A 21,569-nucleotide genomic window follows, 5' to 3' on the forward strand; every position below is an offset into this window, starting at 1 on the left:
ATGAGTGCGTTAAATAAGAAAAGTTTTCTTACTTACCTGAAAGAAGGCGGAATTTACGTTGTTCTTTTGGTTTTGCTGGCAATTATTATTTTCCAGGATCCCACTTTCTTAAGTTTACTGAACTTGAGTAATATTCTGACGCAATCTTCCGTGCGTATTATTATCGCGCTGGGTGTTGCCGGGCTGATTGTTACGCAAGGGACGGACCTGTCAGCAGGGCGCCAGGTTGGCCTGGCGGCGGTCGTGGCGGCAACCTTGCTGCAGTCGATGGAGAACGCCAACAAGGTGTTCCCGGAAATGGCGACGATGCCCATTATTGTAGTCGTGCTGATTGTCTGCGTTATCGGTGCTGTCATCGGTCTGGTAAACGGTATCATCATTGCTTATCTGAATGTGACGCCATTTATTACCACCCTTGGCACGATGATTATCGTCTACGGTATTAACTCCCTGTATTACGACTTTGTTGGAGCATCGCCAATTTCTGGCTTTGACAGCGGGTTCTCAACCTTTGCGCAGGGCTTTATTGCGCTGGGTAGTTTCCGACTCTCCTACATTACTTTCTATGCCTTGATTGCCGTGGCCTTTGTTTGGGTGCTGTGGAACAAGACCCGTTTTGGTAAAAATATTTTCGCTATCGGCGGTAACCCCGAAGCGGCGAAAGTGTCCGGTGTAAACGTGGCGCTGAACCTGCTGATTATCTATGCGCTGTCTGGTGTGTTCTATGCCTTCGGTGGTTTGTTGGAAGCAGGGCGTATCGGTTCTGCGACCAACAACCTCGGCTTTATGTACGAGCTGGATGCCATTGCGGCATGCGTGGTTGGCGGCGTGTCGTTCAGCGGTGGCGTGGGGACGGTTTTCGGCGTGGTGACCGGTGTGATTATCTTCACCGTCATCAACTACGGTCTGACCTACATCGGCGTGAACCCTTACTGGCAGTACATTATTAAGGGCGGCATCATCATCTTCGCCGTCGCGCTGGATTCACTGAAATACGCACGTAAGAAATAACGATTAAAACGCTAAAAGCCCGGTGCAGCGCAATCTGCACCGGGCTTTTTTGTGAGTGTTACAAGGTTAAAGTATGTGCTTTCTCGCCGGTTTTAAATTTCACCTCACCGAGATCGATACAGGCTACCGGGCAAACGTGACCGCACAGCAAGCAGCCCACGCATTTTTCCGTGTTGCAGTGCGGTGTACGGGTCTCCTCATTCCATTCCATCGCCTGGTGCCCGCCGTCATAGCAGGAGATGTAGCAGCGGCCACAGCCCACACATTTTTCGAGATTGATATGCGGATAGACGATGTAGCTACGGTCAAGTTCCTCTGCGGGGATGATATTGGTATTGGCGAGACCAACCATCTCCTCCAGTGAATCAAATCCTTGATCGGCGAGGTAATGTGACAGCCCGCTGGTCATATCCTCCACGATTCGGTAGCCATACTGCATGATCCCGGTGGTTACCTGCAGCGTGGCAGCACCCAACAGCAGAAACTCGGCGGCATCCTCCCAGGTTTCAATCCCCCCAATGCCGCTAATCGGGAAATCGCGCAGTTCAGGGTGCATACGCAGTTGCTGAATAAAGCGCAGAGCGATAGGTTTCACGGCCTTGCCGGAGTAACCAGAGATACTGGATTTACCGTTGACGACTGGCATCCCGATTTTGCGCTTCAGGTCGATATTGGTGATGGATTTAACCGTATTGATGGTCGCGATACCGTCAGCACCTCCGCGCTTAGCTGCCAGCGCCACCTCGCACATATCACCAATATTTGGTGTCATTTTAGCCAGCATTGGTAAGGCTGAGCCGCGTTTAACTGCCCGACAATACTTTTCGACCAGCTCAGGGCTTTGCCCGACATCGCTGCCCATGGCATGTGAGGTCATTTGCGGACACGAGAAGTTGCATTCGATCATGTCTGCACCCGCCTCTTCAACCAGGCGGGCCAGTTCCTGCCATTGCTGCTCATTTTCTCCCATGATCGATGCAATCAGGACGTTGTTTGGGTAGTCCTGTTTCAGTCGGCGAATTGCGGCCAGGTTCTCCTCCAGCGGGTGTTCGGCAATTTGCTCCATGTTTTTGAAGCCGATAAAGCCGGTATCTTCTTTGGTCAGATGGTCAAAGCGCGGGGAGACTTCATTGGCGATAAAGAAACCGATTGTCTTAAAAACAATACCGCCCCAGCCGGTATCGTAGGCTTTGGCACACATCTCATAGCAGTTGCCCACCGGAGAAGAAGAGAGGCAGAACGGGTTGGGAAATTTGACGCCGCAAAAAGTAATAGAAAGATCTTTCGTTAACATGAGCAAGCTCCCTCTAAATAGTGATGAATGGCCTGAGCGGCTTCTTTTCCGGTTTTCACGGCGTATACAACGGTTTTATCGCCTTTAACAATATCGCCCGCGGCAAACATAACCGGATCGGCGGTTTGGTAATTGTGCGTATCGATAAGGTTGCGCTGTGGTTTTAACGCGGCGAAATCATCAAGCTGCGCATGTTGACCGACGGCAAGAATAATATGTTCGGCTTCAAGCGAGAGTTCTCCCGGCAGGCGTACGTGCTTAAAGGTGACGCGATTTCCACTAACCGCCACAGGCGTGAAACCGTCAATAATCGATACCCCTAACGCCTGGGTGCTGTTGAACTCTTTGTCGCTGGCAGGGAATTCGGCCAGTTCCTCACGTGCGACACAGGTGACGGACGGGCAGCCCAGCAGTTTCAGTGTACTGGCGACATCCATTGCCACATCGCCACCGCCGATGATCAATGCGCTTTGCGCGACGCTAATATTGCCGCCTGACTGTCGGGCCCGTTGCAGAAAGTCGACGGCAATTTCGACATTATTCGCCTGGTCAAACAGAGGCAGCGTAGAACCGTAAGACATCCCTACGGTCACCAGTACGGCGCGGTATTCTGTTTTGAGTTGCTCAAGGGAGAGGGCATTACCCACTTCACAATTGCATCTGATGGTCACGCCCATTTCCACGATACGGGCAATCTCATTATCTAAAACCGTCTGCGGCAGACGAAACTCTGGAATGCCATAACGCAACCAGCCGCCTGGCTGGGCCTGCTTTTCGAAGAGGGTGACGTCATAGCCAAGATTACTCAGCGTTACGCTGGCCTGTAATCCGGCCGGACCCGCACCGATAATGGCGACCTTACCCAGCGTTTTTGTTGCGGGCTGATAGATTTTCATTGCGGTCTGCTGTTCAAAATCGGTAATAAATCGCTGCAGTCGCGCGATATCGATAGGTTTATCAATTCCTGAACGTGTACATCCGCGTTGGCATAATTTTTCGGTTGGGCATACCCGGGCGCACACCGCACCGAGCGCATTATTTTCCCGGATAGTTTCAGCCGCGCCTTTAAAATTACGGAAATAAATGGAACGAATAAATTTCCCTGGGTCGGTTTGCGCCGGGCAATCCTGACTACAGGGGGCATCGTGACATAATAAACAACGAGAGGCCTCTTTTATTGCTAATAATGGGGTGAAAGCCGGCGTGAGCTCATCCAGATAATTTTGTTGTGGCATATTTTCTTCCTTAATGCTTGAGTAAATTAAGGCAAACCGTTAATAACAAAATATAAAAAGTGAAAGGCTATTCTTAAGGCTAAGCACTGCAGGAAGAGTATTCTGTGAAAGGATTCACAAATAGAAGAAGGTGTGAGGGAAATGCTGACAGGCAGCATTAATCCCTTATATTGAAATGGTAACCGTTATCATAATATTAGTTATTCTCAAACACTAATATAAAGGTAATATCGTTAACGATAAAATACCAAATAAACAACCATACCCAATGATAAACATCCGCATCCGGCATAAACCAGCACATAGGACCAAAATTGCAATGGCTCTTGAGAGCGATAAGCATAAACCGGTTCGCGCGCATTCTTCTTAATTTTATCTACGGCTCCGGAGCGCCATCCTTTCCAGGCTTCCCGGAAACAAAAGAGGGGAATGAGCAGAAAGGCCAATACGACGAAGAGAGTTTGTACATCCATGCTTATTTTCCTTGTTTCTTTTGTAATTCGAGTAATTGTTCCGGAGTGACTGCCGGATATCCCTGAGCATCATCGGGTACCTGATGCATGGTCGGGATGGGTACCAGCGGACCTAAAAAACGTGGCTCGCGTTTAAAAAGGTAGAGATCGGCCAGCGCACCAAAGCGAGCGCCAAATTCGCGCACCCGCACGGTAAGCATATCTTTTGGCGAGGGTACCGCATAGCACTGAGCCTGAATGCCCATATGTAGCGCAATAAACAACGCGCGCTCACAGTGGAATCGCTGAGTAATGATGATGAAATCGTTGGTATCGAATACTTTGCGCGTGCGTACAATCGAATCAAGCGTACGGAACCCTGCGTAATCGAGCACGATGTCAGCGGGATCGACGCCCGCGGCAATCAAGTCTTTACGCATCGTCATCGGTTCGTTATAGCTTTGCTGTGCGTTGTCGCCGCTAAGTAGCAGATAGTTTACTTTGCCGCTGTTATACGCATTTAATGCGCCCTGAATGCGGTAGCGGTAATACTGATTGATGACGCCGGTACGGTAGTATTTTGCCGTGCCCAGGACAACACCAACCTGACGGTAGGGGAGATCCTGTAATTCGTCATAGATGTAGGGGGCCGTCTTCCAGCTCATCCATCTGTCGAGCCCAAGCACTGTCAACAGCAGCAAGCCTACCAGGACTAACAAGCTGTAAAACACGCGCTTTAACATGCAGAAAACTCGATAATTGGATGGAATTTCAATCAGGCTACTGTACCCAACGGCGGAGCGCAAGAAACAGCAGTCTGATTGAGGGGATTTTAGTCACTGTTGCCCGATGACGCGGCGTTATCGGGCCAACATACTGTACGGTTGGCTTTTAGGCCCGGTAAGCGCAGCGCCACCGGGCGTCACGACTTAACCGAGTAGTACGCGCTCGATATTGTCGCAACCCAGCGCGTTCAGCGTGGCAGACGTCGCATCCCACTGGATAAGCGCCGCATCCGCTTTTTCTGCCAGCACCGCACGTTGAATGTCCGGATAGTCGTAACCGTTAAGACTCAACAGGTTTAATGCACCCTGCAACGGTGGCAGTGTTGGGTTGAAGGCGGCGTTTTCAGCATAACTACCGCTGAAAATCTGTCCATCTTTACACTCCAGCGCCACGCCGCTCGGGGAGTTGCTGTAGGGCATATGGCATCTGTTTGCTGCGGCAATCGCCGCCTGGGTCAGCGCATCGCCTTGCAGCGCGAAGCCGTGATCCTGGTCGTCCATCAACAGCGTCTTGATGTCGAGATCTTTTGGCCCAAAAGCGTCCGGCAGATAGTCGCGTAGTGCGTGTGGTTCACGCCCGGGCAGGTGAATACGTAAATCCAGTCCGCTGTTCAGCTCATTCATAAACTGACGGCAGTGCCCGCAAGGGGTGTAGTTGACGGTAATCGCGGCGAGTCCTTTTTCGCCACGTAACCAGGCATGGCTAATAGCGCTCTGCTCGGCGTGAACGGTTTGCTGCATTGTGGCACCCAGAAACTCCATGTTCCCACCGAAATACCACGTGCCGCTGATACCTCGTGAGATCGCGCCAACGTTGAAGTTGGACAGCGGGGTGCGTGCGCAGGCCGCAGCTAAAGGCAGCAGAGCGAATGCCAGCGCGTCTTCGTCCAGTCCCGATTCGCGTTTAAGCAAAGATACCTGCTCAGCCGTCAGCATGGCGGGGAAATGTACATCCGCCAGAATAGGGGCCAGGGCTGATTGCAAGTTATCCGCGAGTTGGGCAAAAGCAGTTTGAAAACGTGGATGCATGGCGTTGCCTCATAACAATGTAATGGAACCGTAGTTTACGGGCCTGACAGGGCTTTATATGTGATCCAAATCTCATTGTGTATGCAACTTATGAAACTTAAATGAAAAATGTGCAACGCATCGCAAATAAACAGCTTAAAAATGCAGATTAGCCTACCACCGCCAGGATAACCGGGAACAGGAAGGGGGCAACCAGGGAGGTGATAATCCCGCAAATCACCAGCGCCAGTGAGCTAAATGCGCCTTCCTGGTAGTCCAGTTCAGCACAGCGAGCCGTGCCCAGGGCGTGTGAAGCCGTACCCATTGCCAGCCCACGTGCTGCTTTAGTGCGAATGCGCATTGCATTCAGCAGGGTATGGCCAAATACGGCACCGAGGATACCGACAAAAATAACGCACACTGCGCTGATTGCCGGGATACCACCAATACTCCCGCCCACAGCCATAGCGATAGGTGTGGTTACCGATTTAGGCATAATAGAGGCGGCAATCTCTGGTGAAGCCCCCATCAGCAGGGCAATAGATGTGCCTGTGACCATGGCCACGACGCTGCCGGCAAAACAGATGGCGATAATGGATTTCCAGCGGGCACGGATTTGGTGCAGCTGTTCATATAACGGATAGGCTAGCGCGACGACAGCAGGTTGCAATAAATCGTTCAGCACTTCGCTGCCTTTGAAGTAGTGATCGTAGGGGATACCGGTCAGCATCAGAAAGGGAATAATCACTACCATCGCGACGAGCAGCGGATTTAGCAACGGCAGTTTACATCGCGCTGCCAGCTTACGTGCAGCAAAAAATACCGCCAGGGTGAGGGGTAACGACCACCAGATATACGACATCATTGTTTAGACCCTTTTTGACCAACGATTTTGCGTTCGCCGTGAACAATGTGCGAGCTCCAGCTCACTACCAGGAATACGACCAGTGTACTGATGGTGCAGGACACCACGACCGGACCAAATTGTGCGCGTAGCAAGTCAAAGTACTGCATGATCCCCACGCCAATCGGGACAAACAGCAGGGCCATGTAACGGATCAGTACGTAGCAACCCGGGTTTACCCATTTTGCCGGTAAGATCTGTAATGCCAGTAATACAAACAGAATCAGCATGCCGATAATGCTGCCCGGAATCGTTATAGGCAGCAGTGAGGCAAGAAAAATACCTGCATAGAGGCAGGCATAAATGAGGACGAATGCGCGTAAATATTGCCAGATAATGTTCAGTGACTTGCTCATAATTGAAACCCTTGACGAGACTGATTCATCATACAATTAAACTTTAAAACGTGCTACCGATCACATCATGAATTCTAAGCATAGTGGAAATAGATATCTGGAACATCAGGCAATGCCCCCAATCAGCATAATCAAACCTGTGCCTGGCGCTGAGACGCTTTAATCTCCTGCATAGAGACGTTACCATAGCGCCTCTCTTTTTTGCGGGTAACAATATGCGTGTTTTACTGGCGCCGATGGAAGGCGTGCTCGACTCACTGGTGCGCGAGCTGCTGACTGAAGTGAATGATTATGATCTCTGTATCACCGAATTTGTTCGCGTGGTGGATCAACTGCTGCCGGTAAAAGTCTTTCACCGCATTTGTCCTGAGCTGCTTAACGCCAGCCGCACGACATCCGGTACGCCGGTGCGTATACAACTGCTGGGGCAGTATCCGCAGTGGCTGGCAGAAAATGCAGCCCGCGCGGTTGAGCTGGGTTCGTATGGCGTCGATCTAAACTGTGGCTGTCCGTCGAAGCTGGTGAACGGCAGCGGCGGTGGCGCAACGTTACTGAAGGACCCTGAGCTGATTTACCGTGGCGCTAAGGCCATGCGTGATGCGGTTCCGGCCCATTTACCGGTGACGGTAAAAGTGCGTCTGGGCTGGGACAGCAGTGACAGGCAGTTCGAAATTGCTGATGCCGTCCAGCAGGCCGGTGCCAGTGAGTTGGTGGTGCACGGGCGAACGAAAGAGCAAGGTTATAAGGCCGAGCACATTAACTGGCAGGCAATTGGCGAGATCCGCCAGCGTCTCAATATCCCGGTTATCGCGAATGGTGAGATCTGGGGCTGGCAAAGCGCACAGGACTGTATGGCTATCAGCGGATGCGATGCCGTCATGATCGGGCGCGGTGCGCTTAATATCCCGAATTTGAGTCGCGTGGTGAAATATAACGAACCGCGTATGCCGTGGCCTGACGTCGTGACGTTACTGCAAAAATATACCCGACTGGAAAAACAGGGTGATACCGGGCTGTATCATGTGGCGCGTATCAAACAGTGGCTGGGCTATCTTCGTAAAGAATATGTTGAAGCGACAGAACTGTTTCAGGAAATTCGGGCGTTGAATAATTCACCGGATATTGCACGCGCGATTCAGGCCATCCCTATTATCGCCTGATGGCGGCGTAACCGCCTTATCCGGCCGACGGAACGGACGCGTATTTCGCAGGCCTGATAAGCGTTTGTGACATTACGCCTCCATTTATAATTCAGTGGAATTATTTTGACAGAACCATTTGTTATGTATATGTTTCTTAATTATGTGATTTTATTTCAAAAGATGTATTGCCACGCGTAACTAAAAAAGAGAATGCGGTAAGTCGTACTCTCTGTGCATCTTTTCTTACCCGTATATTCCCATGAATCGTAACTCTGTTCTTGTTGCAACGGCATGTTTGCCGCTGCTTATTTTGATGGTCGGTTGTGCACCTATGCATGACAATCGCCAATCGCTGTCACAGCAGACGCCCGCTGTGAACGTTGACTCCGCGTTGCCTGCGGCATTAAAAAATGGTTGGCCGGATAGCCAATGGTGGAAGGCGTATCACGATCCACAGCTGAATGCGTTGATTGACAGTACCCTCAAGAATTCTCCAGATATGCAGGTAGCAGAACAGCGCATTCAACTGGCAGAAGCGCAGGCTAAAGCGGTTCAGGCGCAGGATGGTCCAGAGGTTGATTTTTCTGCAGACGTTGAACGTCAAAGAATGTCGGCAGAAGGTTTAATGGGACCGTTTGCCATTACCGATCCTGCGGCAGGCACTACTGGACCATGGTACACCAACGGCACCTTTGGTTTAACCGCTGGCTGGAATCTGGATCTGTGGGGTAAAAACCGGGCTGAAGTGGCGGCGCGTATTGGTGAGGTGAAAGCGCGTGAGGCTGAGCGTGAGCAAACTCGGCAGTTACTGGCGAGCGGTGTATCGCGTTTGTACTGGGAGTGGCAGACGCAGGCGGCGCTGAAAACCGTGCTGACGCAGATTAAAAACGAGCAGCAGAACGTCATCACCGTCGATCGTCAACTGTATCAAAACGGGATTACCTCTTCTGTCGAAGGCGTTGAAACGGATATCGACTCCAGTAAAACGGAGCAGCAACTGAACGATGTCAGCGGCAAAATGAAGGTGATAGAGGCGCGGTTGAGCGCACTGACCAACTCGCAATCTTCCGTCATGAAGCTTAAAGCGACAACGCTACCGGCGGTAGAAAGCCAGCTACCGTCCCAGCTTGGTTATTCGCTGCTGGCCCGCCGCCCTGATTTACAGGCCGCACACTGGTACATCGAGTCAACGCTGAGCAGCATTGATGCGGCAAAAGCGGCATTCTATCCGGACGTTAACCTGATGGCGTTTTTACAGCAGGATGCGCTACATCTGAGCGATTTGTTCCGCCATTCTGCACAGCAGATGGGCGTGACGGCTGGACTGACGCTGCCTATTTTTGATAGCGGCAGACTGAATGCGAATCTCGATATCACGAAAGCGCAGAGCAATCTGACGGTGGCAAATTACAACAAGGCCGTGGTCGATGCGGTGAATGACGTGGCGCGTGCGGCATCACAGGTAGAAACGCTGGCGCAGAAGAACCAGCACCAGCAGCAAATTGAACATGACGCACAGCGCGTCGTGGGGCTTGCACAGGCACGATATAGCGCCGGTATCATTGCGGGTTCCCGGGTTAGCGAGGCCAAAATTCCGGCATTACGCGAACAGCTTAATGGTCTGGTTCTACAGGGACAGTGGCTGGATGCGTCTATACAGCTGACCAGCGCACTGGGCGGCGGTTACCGCGCCTCCTGATAGTCTGACCCGGCAGAAGCCGCTGTCGGGTCAATTTGCCTGTTCTTTGCGTTTACTTCGCCGTTTCATCCACCAGCGGGCAGTCACTACAACGCCGATAACCAAAACCAACCAGATCCCATGTTTAATATGCTGGTCGAGGCTATGCAACCATGGGGCAATCACTTCACCACCCACATAGCCGAGTGTGGTAAACAGCAAAGCCCAGACAAACGCCCCCAGGATATTCAGTGGGATGAAAATCTTCGGCGGCAGGTGGCTGGCTCCAATCAGCAACGGACCAATGACGCGAAAGCCGTACATAAAGCGCGTGCCGACCACAAACAGATAGGGACGCCGTTGGATCATCTTCTGCGCGTAGTGGATTTTTGCCCGATGACGCGAGAAACGACGTAAAATTTTGCCGCCATAACGACGCCCAAGTAAAAAGAGTAACTGATCGCCAATCATCCCACCCAACGCAACGGAGAGCACCACCAGCGGAAATTTTAGAATTCCCTGATGCGCAGCAACACCGCCTAGCAAGGTAATGGTTTCGCCTTCGGCAAGGCTGCCAATAATCAGCGCCGCATAGCCGTATTGCTCAACATAATGCGTTATATCCATACGTTGTATGACCTCCTCGCTCCATAGCATACACCCAGTGAATTGTTCATGCCGGAAAAGCAGTAATTCAGCGCATCGGTATTTTTCATGTGTACATAAAATAATCAAAAGCTGAATTATACTTGAAGTGTTGAGGTCCGGAGCTGACAAGAAGGGGGCGGTATGAACCATGTCTGGGGGCTGTTTTCCCATCCCGATCGTGAAATGCACGTGATCAACAGCGAAAACGAAAGTGTTTCGCATCACTATACCCACCATGTACTGCTGATGGCGGCAATCCCGGTGATTTGTGCGTTTATTGGCACCACGCAAATTGGCTGGAATTTTGGCGACGGCAATATCCTGAAGTTATCCCTGTTTACCGGATTTGCGATGGCAATTCTGTTTTACGGTGTGATGCTGGCGGGTGTGGCCATTATGGGCAGAGTGATCTGGTGGATGGCGCGTAATTACCCGCGACGCCCGTCGCTGGCGCATTGTATGGTCTTTGCCGGATATGTTGCCACGCCGCTGTTTTTAAGCGGACTGGTGGCGCTGTATCCGCTGGTCTGGCTGTGTGCGCTCGTGGGAACCATCGCGCTGTTTTACACCGGCTATTTACTCTATCTCGGTATTCCAACGTTCCTGAATATTACTAAAGAAGAAGGGTTGAGCTTTTCCAGTTCAACGCTGGCGATCGGTGTGCTGGTGCTGGAGGTTCTGCTGGCGATTACGGTGATCCTGTGGGGCTACGGTTACCGATTGTTCTAGGTGTACAACCTGTCTGCGCTGCGTTGTTGACGTAAAAGTCAGCAACGCAGCATTTCGAGATGATTCTTCTGTAGCGGCAAACCTACCGGATCGCTATGATGCCAGAGCTAGCCTGAGATAATCCTTATTTCAGGCGGTGTGCGTTGTGACGTGCGTGAACCATTATCAGAAATCTCATCATGCTGAAATTCCGAGTTTCATTATTAAGTCTTGCCCTGGTGCTGGCCGTTCCTTTTGCACCCCAAGCCGTAGCGAAAACGGCGACTACTGCAGCGGCATCTCAACCTGAGATTGCTTCTGGTAGTGCGATGATAGTTGATCTGAATACCAACAAAGTTATCTATTCGAACCACCCGGACCTCGTGCGTCCGATTGCGTCGATTACCAAATTAATGACGGCGATGGTGGTGCTTGATGCACGACTGCCGCTGGATGAAAAACTGAAAGTTGATATCAGCCAGACGCCGGAAATGAAAGGCATCTACTCTCGTGTGCGTCTGAACAGTGAGATCAGTCGTAAGAATATGCTGCTACTGGCGCTGATGTCCTCAGAAAACCGCGCAGCGGCAAGCCTGGCGCACCACTATCCGGGCGGTTATAACGCATTTATCAAGGCGATGAATGCGAAGGCGAAGTCGTTGGGAATGACCCAGACGCGCTTCGTGGAACCGACCGGGTTATCGATTCATAACGTCTCGACGGCGCGTGATCTCACTAAACTGCTAATTGCCAGCAAGCAGTATCCGCTGATTGGTCAGTTGAGTACGACGCGTGAAGACATGGCGACCTTTGCTAATCCGGCTTATACGCTGCCGTTCCGTAACACCAACCATCTGGTGTACCGCGATAACTGGAACATTCAGCTCACCAAAACGGGGTTTACTAATGCCGCCGGTCACTGCCTGGTGATGCGTACGGTCATTAATAACAAGCCGGTAGCGCTGGTGGTTATGGATGCCTTTGGCAAATATACCCACTTTGCTGATGCCAGTCGTTTACGCACCTGGATTGAAACCGGTAAGGTGATGCCTGTTCCGGCCGCGGCGCTGAGTTATAAAAAGCAAAAAGCCGCCCAGATGGCGGCAGCGGGTTCAGCGACAGGTGAGCAAACCGCGCAAAACGATTAAACCGTAGGCCGGGCAAGCGAAGCGCCCCCGGCAACGTGCCCGATGGCGCTTACGCTTATCGGGCCTACGACTCTTTCCAGTACTTCTGCTTACTGGTTTTACCAATACCTGGATTCATACTGTTGGTCGGGTCGTTCTCGCGATAAAAACGCGTCAATGTTTCTGGTGCTTTATACAGATGCCCCACGTTATGTTCTGCAGGATATTGCGCCCCGCGCTCACGCAGTAACACCAGCATTTGCTCTTTCAGTTCGTGAGCATCCACACCTTTCTTCACGATGTAATCCTGATGGAAGACATAGCACATGAAGTGGCCGTAGTAGAGCTTATGCACCAGCTTGCTGTCTATTTCTGGCGGCAGGTGCTCATACCATTCGGTATCGTTACGGCGCAGCGCAATATCCAGTGCCAGTATATCCTCCACCTCATCCGCATGGACGGCCTGATATCGAATGGCCGCGCCCGCCGCTGCGAAGCGGTGCAAAAAGGCCTTGCTACCTTCTTCCGGCGTACAGGCAAAGAAATCACCTTCTGCGGTTTTGAAAAACTCAGTCAGCCAACTCTGTGCTTCCGCTACACCGCCACCGGCCATTTTTAACAGCAGGTGATGTTCGTATTTATCACGCCAGCTTTTCATCCGTGCCGGTAAATGGCTGGGGAATAAATGACCAAACTTCTGCATCGCCCGGTCGGTAAAGTGCGGGCGGAAAATTTTCACTTTTTCCAGCATCGCATCGGTGCGGCCTTTCAGCGTAAAGAAAAACGGCATTTTGTCAGTGCCGAGTTTGTCGATCATCAGAAACGTATCTTTGCCGTATTGCTCAGCAATGTCGTAAATATCGCGGTGCATATATTCACCGGCGACCGGCAGATGCTCAAATTTGGCCAGAATATGACGGCGGATTTCTGTCAGCACTTCTGGCTGGTTGGTACCGATATAAAATACCTGCTGGTTTTTCTCAGCCTCAAAGGTATCCAGGCGCACGGCGAACACCGCAAGCTTTCCGGCGCAACCAGAAGATTCAAACAAACGCTCAGGGTCTGCGTTATAGCGTGCCGGCGTATCGGCCTCAATATCTCTGACGCGGGTGACGTAATCATGATCGTGTGCGTGACGCCCATCGTGCTGGACATCATCATCTTTGATCCGCTCGTCGTCGAGTTTACTGAGGATCTGCTCCGGCGTTTGACCCAGCTCGATACCCAGATGGTTGACCAGCTGTAACTTGCCCTGCTCATCAATACGTGCAAAGAGCGACATTTCTGTGTATGCCGGACCACGTTGTACCAGCGAGCCGCCAGAGTTGTTGCAGATACCGCCGATCACGGAAGCACCGATACAGGAAGAGCCGATCACCGAATGCGGTTCACGGCCAAAAGGTTTGAGCGCCTTTTCCAGTGAATACAGTGTCGTACCGGGATAAGCCAGCACCTGTTCACCGTTGCCGATGACGTGCAGCTTATCGAGGCGCAGAGTACTGATGATAACGATGTCGCGATCGTAATCATTGCCGCTAGGCGTAGAGCCTTCGGTCAGACCGGTATTGGCGGCTTGCATCAGGATTATTTTGTCAGCCGAGACGCAGGCGCTGAGGACACGCCACAGTTCTAATAGCGATCCAGGGAAAACGACGGCGAGCGCATCGCCCTGGCCCGAGCGGAAGCCTTTACGATAACGGGCAGTTTTGGCCGGTTCGGTGAGCAGGTGTGAATGGCCGACCAGTCGGGTCAATTCAGTCAGAAACGCTTTATTATCAGTTGTTGTAATGGAAGACATTCTCCACTCCTTGTGGTGGGACTCAATATCAGGAACAAGCATAGCGCTATGTATGACAATACGCTTTCTCATTCGCATTGTCTCTGTGTTGTATCCCACTGATTCATGCTGGTTTTGAAAATTCAGAGAATATCCTTAGCTTTCTTCCCCGCTCCCGTTTAGGCTTACGGCAAGCTGCGGTTTTTGTTATATTTTCGCTGCCTCGTCGGGTAGAAATTAAGAGAGAATCAACATGAAATGGCTATGTTCTGTAGGTGTCGCGGTGGGCCTGGCGTTGCAACCAGCGCTGGCGGACACCTTGTTTGGTAACCATCCACTGACGCCTGAAGCGCGGGATGCGTTTGTGACCGATTTACTCAAACAGATGACCGTGGATGAGAAAATTGGGCAATTGCGTTTGATAAGCGTTGGACCTGATAACCCGAAAGAAGCCATCCGTGAGATGATCAAAGACGGACAGGTAGGGGCGATTTTTAACACCGTCACTCGCCAGGATATCCGTAAGATGCAGGATCAGGTTATGGAACTCAGCCGCCTGAAAATCCCTCTCTTTTTCGCCTATGACGTGCTTCACGGTCAACGTACCGTGTTTCCGATAAGCCTTGGCCTGGCATCCTCTTTTAACCTTGATGCGGTCAGAACAGTTGGCCGAATTTCTGCGTATGAAGCCGCAGACGATGGTCTGAATATGACCTGGGCGCCGATGGTTGATGTCTCCCGCGATCCGCGTTGGGGCCGTGCGTCCGAAGGTTTTGGTGAAGATACGTATTTAACTGCCATCATGGGCAAAACCATGGTGGAAGCGATGCAGGGGAAAAGCCCGGCCGATCGCTATTCAGTGATGACCAGCGTCAAGCACTTCGCTGCTTATGGCGCCGTTGAGGGCGGTAAAGAGTACAACACTGTGGATATGAGTCCGCAGCGTTTATTTAACGACTACATGCCGCCGTACAAGGCCGGACTGGATGCCGGTAGCGGTGCGGTGATGGTGGGGCTTAATTCACTGAATGGGACGCCTGCCACCTCTGATGCCTGGCTGCTCAAAGACGTGCTGCGCGATAAGTGGGGCTTTAAAGGCATAACGGTTTCCGATCACGGCGCAATTAAAGAATTGATTAAGCATGGAACCGCGTCCGACCCTGAAGATGCTGTGCGCGTGGCGATCACGTCCGGTATTAACATGAGCATGAGCGATGAATATTACAGTAAGTATCTGCCGGGACTGATTAAGTCGGGCAAGGTTACGATGGCGGAGCTCGACGATGCCGCGCGCCATGTACTGAATGTAAAATATGATATGGGTCTGTTTAACGACCCGTACAGCCACCTGGGGGCGAAAGACTCTGACCCACAAGATACCAATGCTGAAAGCCGTTTGCATCGCAAAGAAGCCCGTGACGTGGCGCGTGAAAGCCTGGTATTGCTGAAAAACCGTCTGGAAACATTGCCACTGAAAAAAACAGCAACCGTGGCAGTTGTCGGACCGTTAGCAGACAGCAAACGTGATGTCATGGGTAGCTGGTCTGCGGCGGGTGTTGCCGAACAGTCTGTCACGGTGCTGACAGGCATTAAAAATGCCCTGGGTGATAAAGGTAAAGTGGTCTACGCCAAAGGGGCGAATATCACCAACGATAAAGGTATTGTTGACTTCCTTAACCTGTACGAAGAGGCGGTGAAAGTTGACCCACGCTCGCCGCAGGCGATGATTGATGAAGCCGTTAACGCGGCGAAACAGTCTGACGTGGTTGTTGCGGTAGTGGGTGAAGCGCAGGGGATGGCGCATGAAGCCTCTAGTCGAACCGATATCACTATCCCGCAAAGCCAGCGTGATCTGATTGCTGCGCTGAAAGCAACCGGGAAACCGCTGGTGCTGGTGCTGATGAACGGTCGTCCACTGGCATTGGTGAAGGAAGATCAGCAGGCTGATGCGATCCTCGAGACCTGGTTTGCCGGGACCGAAGGGGGTAACGCCATTGCTGATGTGCTGTTTGGCGATTATAACCCGTCAGGTAAGCTACCGATGTCTTTCCCACGATCGGTGGGGCAGATCCCGGTCTATTACAGCCATCTTAATACTGGTCGCCCGTATAACGCCGATAAGCCGAACAAATATACATCGCGCTACTTTGATGAAGCGAATGGTCCGTTGTATCCCTTTGGCTATGGTCTGAGCTACACCACGTTTACCGTGTCTGATGTGAAGCTCTCTGCACCGACAATGAAACGTGACGGAACAGTGACTGCCAGCGTGCAGGTAACCAATACCGGCAAGCGTGAAGGTGCGACAGTCATTCAGATGTATTTACAGGATGTGACGGCCTCGATGAGTCGGCCGGTCAAACAGCTGAAAGGCTTTGAGAAAGTGAACCTCAAGCCAGGTGAAACCCAGACCGTCAGTTTCCCTATTGATATTGATGCGCTGAAGTTCTGGAACCAGCAGATGAAATACGATGCGGAGCCGGGCAAATTTAACGTCTTTATCGGCGTGGACTCCGCCAGAGTGAAGCAGGGCGAGTTTGAATTGCTGTAATGGGTGAATAAAGCCACCGACAGTGCCTGATAGCGCTACGCTTATCAGGCCTGCGAAATCGTATCATCCGGTAAATTCACGTTGGGTTTACCGGATTTTTTTATTTTGTTCTCGTCGTACCGCTAATAACGCTCGGTGTTACCCCCCAATAGCCAGGTTAAGACTGGATTTTTCAACTATGCTTTTTCCTCAAGTCTCTGAAAAGGGCAGCAAAAGGATGAGGAGAGTAGCATGATAATCTCAAAGGTATGGGTGGGTTCGCTGGCGTTGCTGGCCACGATAAGCTTGCCTTTACAGGCCGCATCACCCGTCACTGTGGGGTCAAAAATTGATACCGAAGGGGCGCTGCTCGGCAATATTATTTTGCAGGTGCTTGAAAGCCACGGCGTGAAAACGGTCAATAAAGTTCAACTGGGCACGACGCCCGTGGTGCGTGGGGCCATCACTTCCGGTGAGCTGGATATTTATCCGGAATATACCGGCAATGGCGCGTTCTTTTTTAAAGATGAAAACGACCCCGCGTGGAAAAATGCGCAGGCAGGTTTCGAGAAAGTGAAAAAACTGGACGCTGAGCAAAATAAACTGATCTGGCTTACGCCTGCGCCAGCCAACAATACCTGGACTATTGCAGTACGTCAGGATATCGCTGAAAAAAACAAACTTGTCTCTCTTGCGGATTTAGGCCGCTACCTGAAAGAGGGGGGGGCGTTCAAACTGGCGGCCTCCGCCGAGTTTATTGAACGTGCAGACGCACTGCCCGCCTTTGAAAAAGCGTATGACTTCAAGCTCAATCAGAACCAATTGTTGTCACTGGCAGGGGGCGACACTGCGGTGACAATTAAAGCTGCGGCGCAGCAGACCTCCGGCGTTAATGCCGCAATGGCTTACGGAACCGATGGCCCTGTTGCTGCGCTGGGGCTGCAAACATTAAGCGATCCCAAAGGGGTTCAGCCCATTTACGCACCTGCGCCCGTCGTGCGTGACGTGGTACTCAAGGCGTACCCGCAAATGGGGGAATGGCTACAGCCGGTCTTTGCCAGTCTGGATGAAAAAACGCTGCAGCGGCTCAACGCCAGTATCGCCGTTGAGGGGCTGGATGCGAAAAAAGTCGCTGCAGATTACCTGAAGCAAAAAGGATGGGTGAAGTAACGGATTTGCAGCAGGTGAGTGTTGTGTCAAAGATATCAGTTAATTGGGTGCTGTTGCTGCTGGTGGTTCTGACCGCGGCCGCAGCCGCGCTTCCTTTCATCAGCTATGCCCCTAATCGTCTGGTTTCCGGTGAAGGTCGCCAACTCTGGGAGGTCTGGCCCCACATGGCGTGGGGACTGGCGGCGACATTTTTACTGCTCGTGGCTCTCTGCTTCATACCCGGTAAATCCGGCAATGTATTGACGCTGGTTGTTGTCCATTTACTGGTGATTGCGGCGTTGTTTATGGCCGGGAAAACGGCAACGCATCTGGCTCAGACGGGAACTGCTGTCGCCAGAACCAGCCTGGGGAGCGGTTTCTGGCTTGGGGTAGGGGTGCTGTTGCTGGCTGGCAGTGACGCCATTCGGCGTATCACCGCTCAGCCGCTGTGGCGCTGGGTACTGCATGCGCAAATTGTCATTGTGCCAGTGGTGCTGTTGCTGTCCGGTACCCTTAACGATCTTTCTTTGCTCAAAGAATATGCCAACCGCCAGGATGTCTTTGATGATGCTCTGTCGCAGCACCTGACTATTCTGTTCGGTACTGTGGTGCCTGCGCTGTGTATTGGCGTGCCGCTGGGTATCTGGTGCACCTTTTCTGCTGCGCGTCAGGGGCCAATATTTGCCGTGCTGAATATCATCCAGACGATCCCCTCCGTCGCATTGTTTGGCTTGTTGATAGCGCCGCTTGCCGGACTGGTTAAGCATTTCCCGTGGCTTAGCTCGCTCGGTGTAGCGGGAACGGGGCTGACGCCCGCACTGATTGCGCTGGTGCTGTATGCATTATTGCCATTGGTTCGTGGCGTGGTGGCCGGGCTGAATCAGGTTCCGCGTGATGTGCTGGAAAGTGCGCGTGCTATGGGGATGAGTGCGCGTCAGCGTTTTATTTCGGTGCAACTTCCGTTAGCGCTACCCATTTTCCTGCGCAGTTTGCGGGTGGTGATGGTTCAGACGGTGGGGATGGCGGTCATTGCCGCATTGATTGGTGCAGGCGGGTTTGGCGCGCTGGTCTTTCAGGGACTGCTCAGTAGCGCCGTTGATTTAGTGCTACTGGGCGTGATTCCGGTGGTGGTACTGGCAGTGCTGATTGATGCGCTGTTTGATTTAGGCTTAGCGCTGCTGAAGGTGACAAACGATGATTGAATTTAGCCATGTCAATAAAACCTATAACCAGCAACAGGCCGTGAGCGATCTCAATCTGCATTTAGGCGAAGGGAGCTTTTCGGTATTAATCGGGACCTCCGGTTCGGGGAAGTCCACCACGCTGAAAATGATCAACCGGCTGGTCGAGCATGACAGTGGTCAGATCCGTTTTGCCGGGGAAGAGATCCGTAGCCTGCCGGTGCTGGAATTAAGACGACGCATGGGCTATGCCATCCAGTCGATTGGTTTGTTTCCACACTGGACTGTCGCCCAGAACATTGCCACCGTACCACAGCTGCAAAAGTGGTCACGTGCGCGTATTGATGACCGAACAGAAGAACTGATGGCGTTACTGGGGCTGGAAGCGGATTTGCGTCACCGTTATCCGCATCAGCTTTCCGGTGGTCAACAGCAGCGAGTCGGTGTGGCTCGTGCGCTGGCGGCTGACCCTCAGGTACTGCTGATGGACGAACCTTTTGGCGCGCTGGACCCGGTAACACGCAGTGCGCTACAGCAGGAGATGACCCGTATCCATCGTCTGTTGGGTCGAACCATCGTGTTGGTGACGCATGATATTGATGAAGCGCTGAGACTGGCGGAGCACCTGGTGTTAATGGATGCGGGCAAGGTGGTACAGCAAGGCACGCCGCTGTCGATGTTGACTGCGCCTGCTAATGATTTCGTGCAGACCTTTTTTGGCCACAGTGAACTGGGTGTAAGACTGCTGTCACTGCGCACGGTGGGGGATTTTACCCGTCGTGGTGAACAGTTGGCCGGTGAGCCGTTGGTGGACGAGATGACGTTACGTGATGCGCTATCTGTTTTTGTCGCCCGGGGCTGTGATGTGTTGCCGGTAGTTAATGCTCAGGGTGCGGCCCGCGGTACGCTGCATTTTCACGATCTGCTTTCGGAGGCACCGCACTGTGAAACATCTGCTTGATCCTCTGCTGTGGCTCATTGCGCTGTTCCTGGTGTTGCTGGTGGGATTGCCCCACAGCCAGGCACTGTTCAGCGCGTTGTTTCCCCAATTGCCGCGTCCTGTTTATCAGCAAGAGAGCTTTACGGCGCTGGCGTTGGCGCATTTCACGCTGGTGGGTATTTCAAGCCTGATTGCTGTCATTATTGGGGTTGGGGCAGGTGTAGCGGTAACCCGCTCATGGGGAGTAGAGTTCAGACCTTTGGTCGAAACAATTGCCGCAGTGGGGCAAACTTTTCCGCCGGTCGCGGTGCTGGCGATCGCCGTGCCGGTGATGGGGTTTGGCTCGGAGCCTGCGATTATCGCGCTGATCCTGTATGGGGTGTTACCGATCTTACAGGCAACGCTGGCAGGGCTGGGAGGGATCTCTGCCAGCGTAATAGATATTGCCAGCGGGATGGGCATGAGTCATGGGCAGCGGCTACGTAAAGTCGAACTTCCGCTCGCGGCGCCGGTTATTCTGGCCGGGATTCGCACGTCAGTGATTATTAATATTGGCACCGCAACGATAGCCTCTACCGTTGGTGCGAATACGCTGGGAACACCGATTATCATTGGGTTAAGCGGGTTTAATACCGCCTATGTGATCCAGGGGGCGCTGCTGGTCGCATTGGCCGCAGTCATTATCGATCGCGGGTTTGAGCGATTAGCGTACTACCTTACCCGGCACGTAAAATAAAAGTATAACCTGCCAGCATTACGCCGCCGATACCACCGATAGCCATCAGCAGGAAGAGGGTTATAACACCGATTTTAGCTGCGCTCATTTTGTACTCCTTATGTGAATATAAGGATTGTACACGTTTGTTAATAAAATATTAAATACCGAGTGGATAAATATCGTGACCTAACGCGCGCCACTCTTCCAGTTGTTGGTGTTGTGCAGGGGTTTGGTTCTCTCCACACCAGACGAGTAGGGTGCGCCCTTCAAACAGCTCAGGCCGTAGCTGATTGAGCGAGTGGGCCAGTACATCAACACGCCATCCTTGCTGGCTGGCGACCCAACCTTCCAGCCATAAGCGGGTGGTATCGTGGATATTCCAGCCGACCACCAGGGCATCTTTACCCTGTTTTTTACGCGCCGAGGCAAGGCAAATCGCAATATAATTGATGAGCACACCGTCAAGGATCCCCAATAGCGCCTGGAGAATGGGCTGCTGACATTGCAGACGTCGGCGTAAGGGAATGAACAAATGTGTATTGAGCGTTTGCGCAGGGTAATCCTGACCACGCTCTTTGATCCACAACCTGAGGCTGTGCAGATTGTTACTTTGCAAATAGCTCAATAGCGTTTCTTGTTGCTCACGCCAGCCGTTATGCACATCAATGTTCTCATTGCTGAGTAACATTTTAACTTTACTGACCTGAACGCCATTATTTATCCAGCGTTTTATCTCACGGATCCTGTCAATGTCCGCATCGTTAAACAGGCGATGCCCCCCGTCTGTACGCTGAGGTTTTAGTAATCCGTAACGCCTCTGCCATGCACGTAAAGTGACAGGGTTGATATCACAAAGCAAAGCCACTTCACCTATCGTGTAAAGCGCCATCGTTGTCTCACTCTTGCTCGCGAGGTCCCAGTTTTAC

Annotated in this window: 21 protein-coding genes; 10 read left to right on the forward strand and 11 right to left on the reverse strand. The window is 52.1% G+C overall.

What is annotated here, in order from left to right; genetic code table 11:
• Positions 1–1,011, forward strand: a complete 1,011-nt coding sequence (gene mglC, locus NNO08_RS09660; protein ID WP_005129205.1) for a galactose/methyl galactoside ABC transporter permease MglC — start codon at positions 1–3, stop codon at positions 1,009–1,011.
• A gap of 58 nt (positions 1,012–1,069) precedes the next feature.
• On the opposite strand, the gene preA is transcribed toward mglC, so the two are convergent.
• The 7 genes from preA to NNO08_RS09695 all read right to left on the reverse strand — a co-directional run bounded on the left by preA (position 1,070) and on the right by NNO08_RS09695 (position 7,045).
• A complete protein-coding gene (gene preA / locus NNO08_RS09665; protein ID WP_271456627.1) occupies positions 1,070–2,305 on the reverse strand; it encodes an NAD-dependent dihydropyrimidine dehydrogenase subunit PreA in 1,236 nt (411 codons plus the stop codon).
• On the reverse strand, positions 2,299–3,540 hold the full coding sequence (locus NNO08_RS09670; protein ID WP_271456628.1) for an NAD(P)-dependent oxidoreductase: 1,242 nt from the start codon (positions 3,538–3,540) through the stop codon (positions 2,299–2,301). Before NNO08_RS09670 ends, preA begins: the two co-directional genes overlap by 7 nt.
• A 233-nt stretch (positions 3,541–3,773) precedes the next feature.
• Positions 3,774–4,013, reverse strand: a complete 240-nt coding sequence (locus tag NNO08_RS09675) for a DUF2542 family protein (protein ID WP_137382289.1) — start codon at positions 4,011–4,013, stop codon at positions 3,774–3,776.
• A 2-nt stretch (positions 4,014–4,015) separates the two neighbouring features.
• Complete coding sequence (gene sanA / locus NNO08_RS09680) at positions 4,016–4,735, reverse strand: outer membrane permeability protein SanA (RefSeq protein WP_137382290.1); 720 nt, start codon at positions 4,733–4,735, stop codon at positions 4,016–4,018.
• Between the two features lie 186 nt (positions 4,736–4,921).
• Positions 4,922–5,806 carry a cytidine deaminase gene (gene cdd, locus NNO08_RS09685; protein ID WP_137382291.1) on the reverse strand — a complete coding sequence of 295 codons (885 nt, stop codon included), beginning with the start codon at positions 5,804–5,806 and terminating at the stop codon, positions 4,922–4,924.
• Between the two features lie 148 nt (positions 5,807–5,954).
• Positions 5,955–6,650, reverse strand: a complete 696-nt coding sequence (locus NNO08_RS09690) for a CidB/LrgB family autolysis modulator (protein WP_202038276.1) — start codon at positions 6,648–6,650, stop codon at positions 5,955–5,957.
• Positions 6,647–7,045, reverse strand: coding sequence for a CidA/LrgA family protein (locus NNO08_RS09695; RefSeq protein ID WP_005129194.1), 399 nt, complete (start codon positions 7,043–7,045; stop codon positions 6,647–6,649). Before NNO08_RS09695 ends, NNO08_RS09690 begins: the two co-directional genes overlap by 4 nt.
• 215 nt (positions 7,046–7,260) lie before the next feature.
• Between NNO08_RS09695 and dusC the strand changes: the two genes are divergently transcribed.
• Together dusC and mdtQ are read left to right on the forward strand one after the other, a co-directional pair.
• Complete coding sequence (gene dusC, locus NNO08_RS09700) at positions 7,261–8,205, forward strand: tRNA dihydrouridine(16) synthase DusC (RefSeq protein ID WP_271456629.1); 945 nt, start codon at positions 7,261–7,263, stop codon at positions 8,203–8,205.
• Between the two features lie 241 nt (positions 8,206–8,446).
• On the forward strand, positions 8,447–9,886 hold the full coding sequence (gene mdtQ / locus NNO08_RS09705; RefSeq protein WP_271449626.1) for a multidrug resistance outer membrane protein MdtQ: 1,440 nt from the start codon (positions 8,447–8,449) through the stop codon (positions 9,884–9,886).
• A 30-nt stretch (positions 9,887–9,916) separates the two neighbouring features.
• Here the strand turns inward: mdtQ and NNO08_RS09710 are convergent, their stop codons facing one another.
• Positions 9,917–10,492 carry a DedA family protein gene (locus NNO08_RS09710; protein ID WP_271456630.1) on the reverse strand — a complete coding sequence of 192 codons (576 nt, stop codon included), beginning with the start codon at positions 10,490–10,492 and terminating at the stop codon, positions 9,917–9,919.
• 162 nt (positions 10,493–10,654) lie between these two features.
• Here NNO08_RS09710 and NNO08_RS09715 point away from each other — a divergent pair, with 162 nt between their 5' ends.
• Positions 10,655–11,242 carry a Yip1 family protein gene (locus NNO08_RS09715; RefSeq protein WP_271456631.1) on the forward strand — a complete coding sequence of 196 codons (588 nt, stop codon included), beginning with the start codon at positions 10,655–10,657 and terminating at the stop codon, positions 11,240–11,242.
• A 179-nt stretch (positions 11,243–11,421) separates the two neighbouring features.
• Entirely contained in the window at positions 11,422–12,369 is a 948-nt protein-coding gene (gene pbpG, locus NNO08_RS09720; RefSeq protein ID WP_048211180.1) for a D-alanyl-D-alanine endopeptidase, read from the forward strand.
• 64 nt (positions 12,370–12,433) lie between these two features.
• Here pbpG and dld read toward each other — a convergent pair whose 3' ends face one another.
• Positions 12,434–14,146 carry a D-lactate dehydrogenase gene (gene dld / locus NNO08_RS09725; protein ID WP_271456632.1) on the reverse strand — a complete coding sequence of 571 codons (1,713 nt, stop codon included), beginning with the start codon at positions 14,144–14,146 and terminating at the stop codon, positions 12,434–12,436.
• A gap of 232 nt (positions 14,147–14,378) precedes the next feature.
• On the opposite strand from dld, the gene bglX reads away from it, so the two are divergent.
• The 5 genes from bglX to NNO08_RS09750 all read left to right on the forward strand — a co-directional run bounded on the left by bglX (position 14,379) and on the right by NNO08_RS09750 (position 20,661).
• Positions 14,379–16,676, forward strand: coding sequence for a beta-glucosidase BglX (gene bglX, locus NNO08_RS09730; protein ID WP_271456633.1), 2,298 nt, complete (start codon positions 14,379–14,381; stop codon positions 16,674–16,676).
• Between the two features lie 231 nt (positions 16,677–16,907).
• Positions 16,908–17,825: a glycine betaine ABC transporter substrate-binding protein OsmF gene (gene osmF, locus NNO08_RS09735; RefSeq protein ID WP_271449629.1), complete on the forward strand. Its 918-nt coding sequence runs from the start codon at positions 16,908–16,910 to the stop codon at positions 17,823–17,825.
• The gene (locus NNO08_RS09740) at positions 17,813–19,006 is read left to right on the forward strand and encodes an ABC transporter permease (RefSeq protein ID WP_271456634.1); all 1,194 of its coding nucleotides are present in this window, start codon (positions 17,813–17,815) and stop codon (positions 19,004–19,006) included. Before osmF ends, NNO08_RS09740 begins: the two co-directional genes overlap by 13 nt.
• Positions 18,999–19,946 (forward strand): ABC transporter ATP-binding protein, encoded by a 948-nt coding sequence (locus NNO08_RS09745; protein WP_271449631.1) that lies wholly within the window; start codon positions 18,999–19,001, stop codon positions 19,944–19,946. Before NNO08_RS09740 ends, NNO08_RS09745 begins: the two co-directional genes overlap by 8 nt.
• Positions 19,930–20,661, forward strand: coding sequence for an ABC transporter permease (locus NNO08_RS09750; RefSeq protein ID WP_271455268.1), 732 nt, complete (start codon positions 19,930–19,932; stop codon positions 20,659–20,661). Before NNO08_RS09745 ends, NNO08_RS09750 begins: the two co-directional genes overlap by 17 nt.
• On the opposite strand, the gene NNO08_RS09755 is transcribed toward NNO08_RS09750, so the two are convergent.
• Together NNO08_RS09755 and mlrA are read right to left on the reverse strand one after the other, a co-directional pair.
• The gene (locus tag NNO08_RS09755; protein WP_003027354.1) at positions 20,642–20,749 is read right to left on the reverse strand and encodes a protein YohO; all 108 of its coding nucleotides are present in this window, start codon (positions 20,747–20,749) and stop codon (positions 20,642–20,644) included. The two genes, NNO08_RS09750 and NNO08_RS09755, sit on opposite strands and share 20 nt — an antisense overlap.
• A 51-nt stretch (positions 20,750–20,800) precedes the next feature.
• Positions 20,801–21,532 carry an HTH-type transcriptional regulator MlrA gene (gene mlrA, locus NNO08_RS09760; RefSeq protein ID WP_271440051.1) on the reverse strand — a complete coding sequence of 244 codons (732 nt, stop codon included), beginning with the start codon at positions 21,530–21,532 and terminating at the stop codon, positions 20,801–20,803.
• Between the last annotated feature and the right edge of the window lie 37 nt (positions 21,533–21,569).

The sequence above is a fragment of the Citrobacter sp. Igbk 17 genome (genome assembly GCF_028069775.1).
Classification (GTDB): domain Bacteria; phylum Pseudomonadota; class Gammaproteobacteria; order Enterobacterales; family Enterobacteriaceae; genus Citrobacter.

Excerpts from the sequence above, each read along its gene's own strand:
- osmF (WP_271449629.1), top strand. The coding sequence starts at position 16,908 with ATGATAATCTCAAAGGTATGGGTGGGTTCGCTGGCGTTGCTGGCCACG.
- NNO08_RS09745 (WP_271449631.1), top strand. The coding sequence starts at position 18,999 with ATGATTGAATTTAGCCATGTCAATAAAACCTATAACCAGCAACAGGCC.
- sanA (WP_137382290.1), bottom strand. The coding sequence starts at position 4,735 with ATGTTAAAGCGCGTGTTTTACAGCTTGTTAGTCCTGGTAGGCTTGCTG.
- bglX (WP_271456633.1), top strand. The coding sequence starts at position 14,379 with ATGAAATGGCTATGTTCTGTAGGTGTCGCGGTGGGCCTGGCGTTGCAA.
- NNO08_RS09690 (WP_202038276.1), bottom strand. The coding sequence starts at position 6,650 with ATGATGTCGTATATCTGGTGGTCGTTACCCCTCACCCTGGCGGTATTT.
- NNO08_RS09710 (WP_271456630.1), bottom strand. The coding sequence starts at position 10,492 with ATGGATATAACGCATTATGTTGAGCAATACGGCTATGCGGCGCTGATT.
- mdtQ (WP_271449626.1), top strand. The coding sequence starts at position 8,447 with ATGAATCGTAACTCTGTTCTTGTTGCAACGGCATGTTTGCCGCTGCTT.
- mglC (WP_005129205.1), top strand. The coding sequence starts at position 1 with ATGAGTGCGTTAAATAAGAAAAGTTTTCTTACTTACCTGAAAGAAGGC.
- pbpG (WP_048211180.1), top strand. The coding sequence starts at position 11,422 with ATGCTGAAATTCCGAGTTTCATTATTAAGTCTTGCCCTGGTGCTGGCC.
- mlrA (WP_271440051.1), bottom strand. The coding sequence starts at position 21,532 with ATGGCGCTTTACACGATAGGTGAAGTGGCTTTGCTTTGTGATATCAAC.
- cdd (WP_137382291.1), bottom strand. The coding sequence starts at position 5,806 with ATGCATCCACGTTTTCAAACTGCTTTTGCCCAACTCGCGGATAACTTG.
- NNO08_RS09670 (WP_271456628.1), bottom strand. The coding sequence starts at position 3,540 with ATGCCACAACAAAATTATCTGGATGAGCTCACGCCGGCTTTCACCCCA.
- dusC (WP_271456629.1), top strand. The coding sequence starts at position 7,261 with ATGCGTGTTTTACTGGCGCCGATGGAAGGCGTGCTCGACTCACTGGTG.
- NNO08_RS09755 (WP_003027354.1), bottom strand. The coding sequence starts at position 20,749 with ATGAGCGCAGCTAAAATCGGTGTTATAACCCTCTTCCTGCTGATGGCT.
- NNO08_RS09740 (WP_271456634.1), top strand. The coding sequence starts at position 17,813 with ATGGGTGAAGTAACGGATTTGCAGCAGGTGAGTGTTGTGTCAAAGATA.
- NNO08_RS09695 (WP_005129194.1), bottom strand. The coding sequence starts at position 7,045 with ATGAGCAAGTCACTGAACATTATCTGGCAATATTTACGCGCATTCGTC.
- dld (WP_271456632.1), bottom strand. The coding sequence starts at position 14,146 with ATGTCTTCCATTACAACAACTGATAATAAAGCGTTTCTGACTGAATTG.
- NNO08_RS09715 (WP_271456631.1), top strand. The coding sequence starts at position 10,655 with ATGAACCATGTCTGGGGGCTGTTTTCCCATCCCGATCGTGAAATGCAC.
- preA (WP_271456627.1), bottom strand. The coding sequence starts at position 2,305 with ATGTTAACGAAAGATCTTTCTATTACTTTTTGCGGCGTCAAATTTCCC.
- NNO08_RS09675 (WP_137382289.1), bottom strand. The coding sequence starts at position 4,013 with ATGGATGTACAAACTCTCTTCGTCGTATTGGCCTTTCTGCTCATTCCC.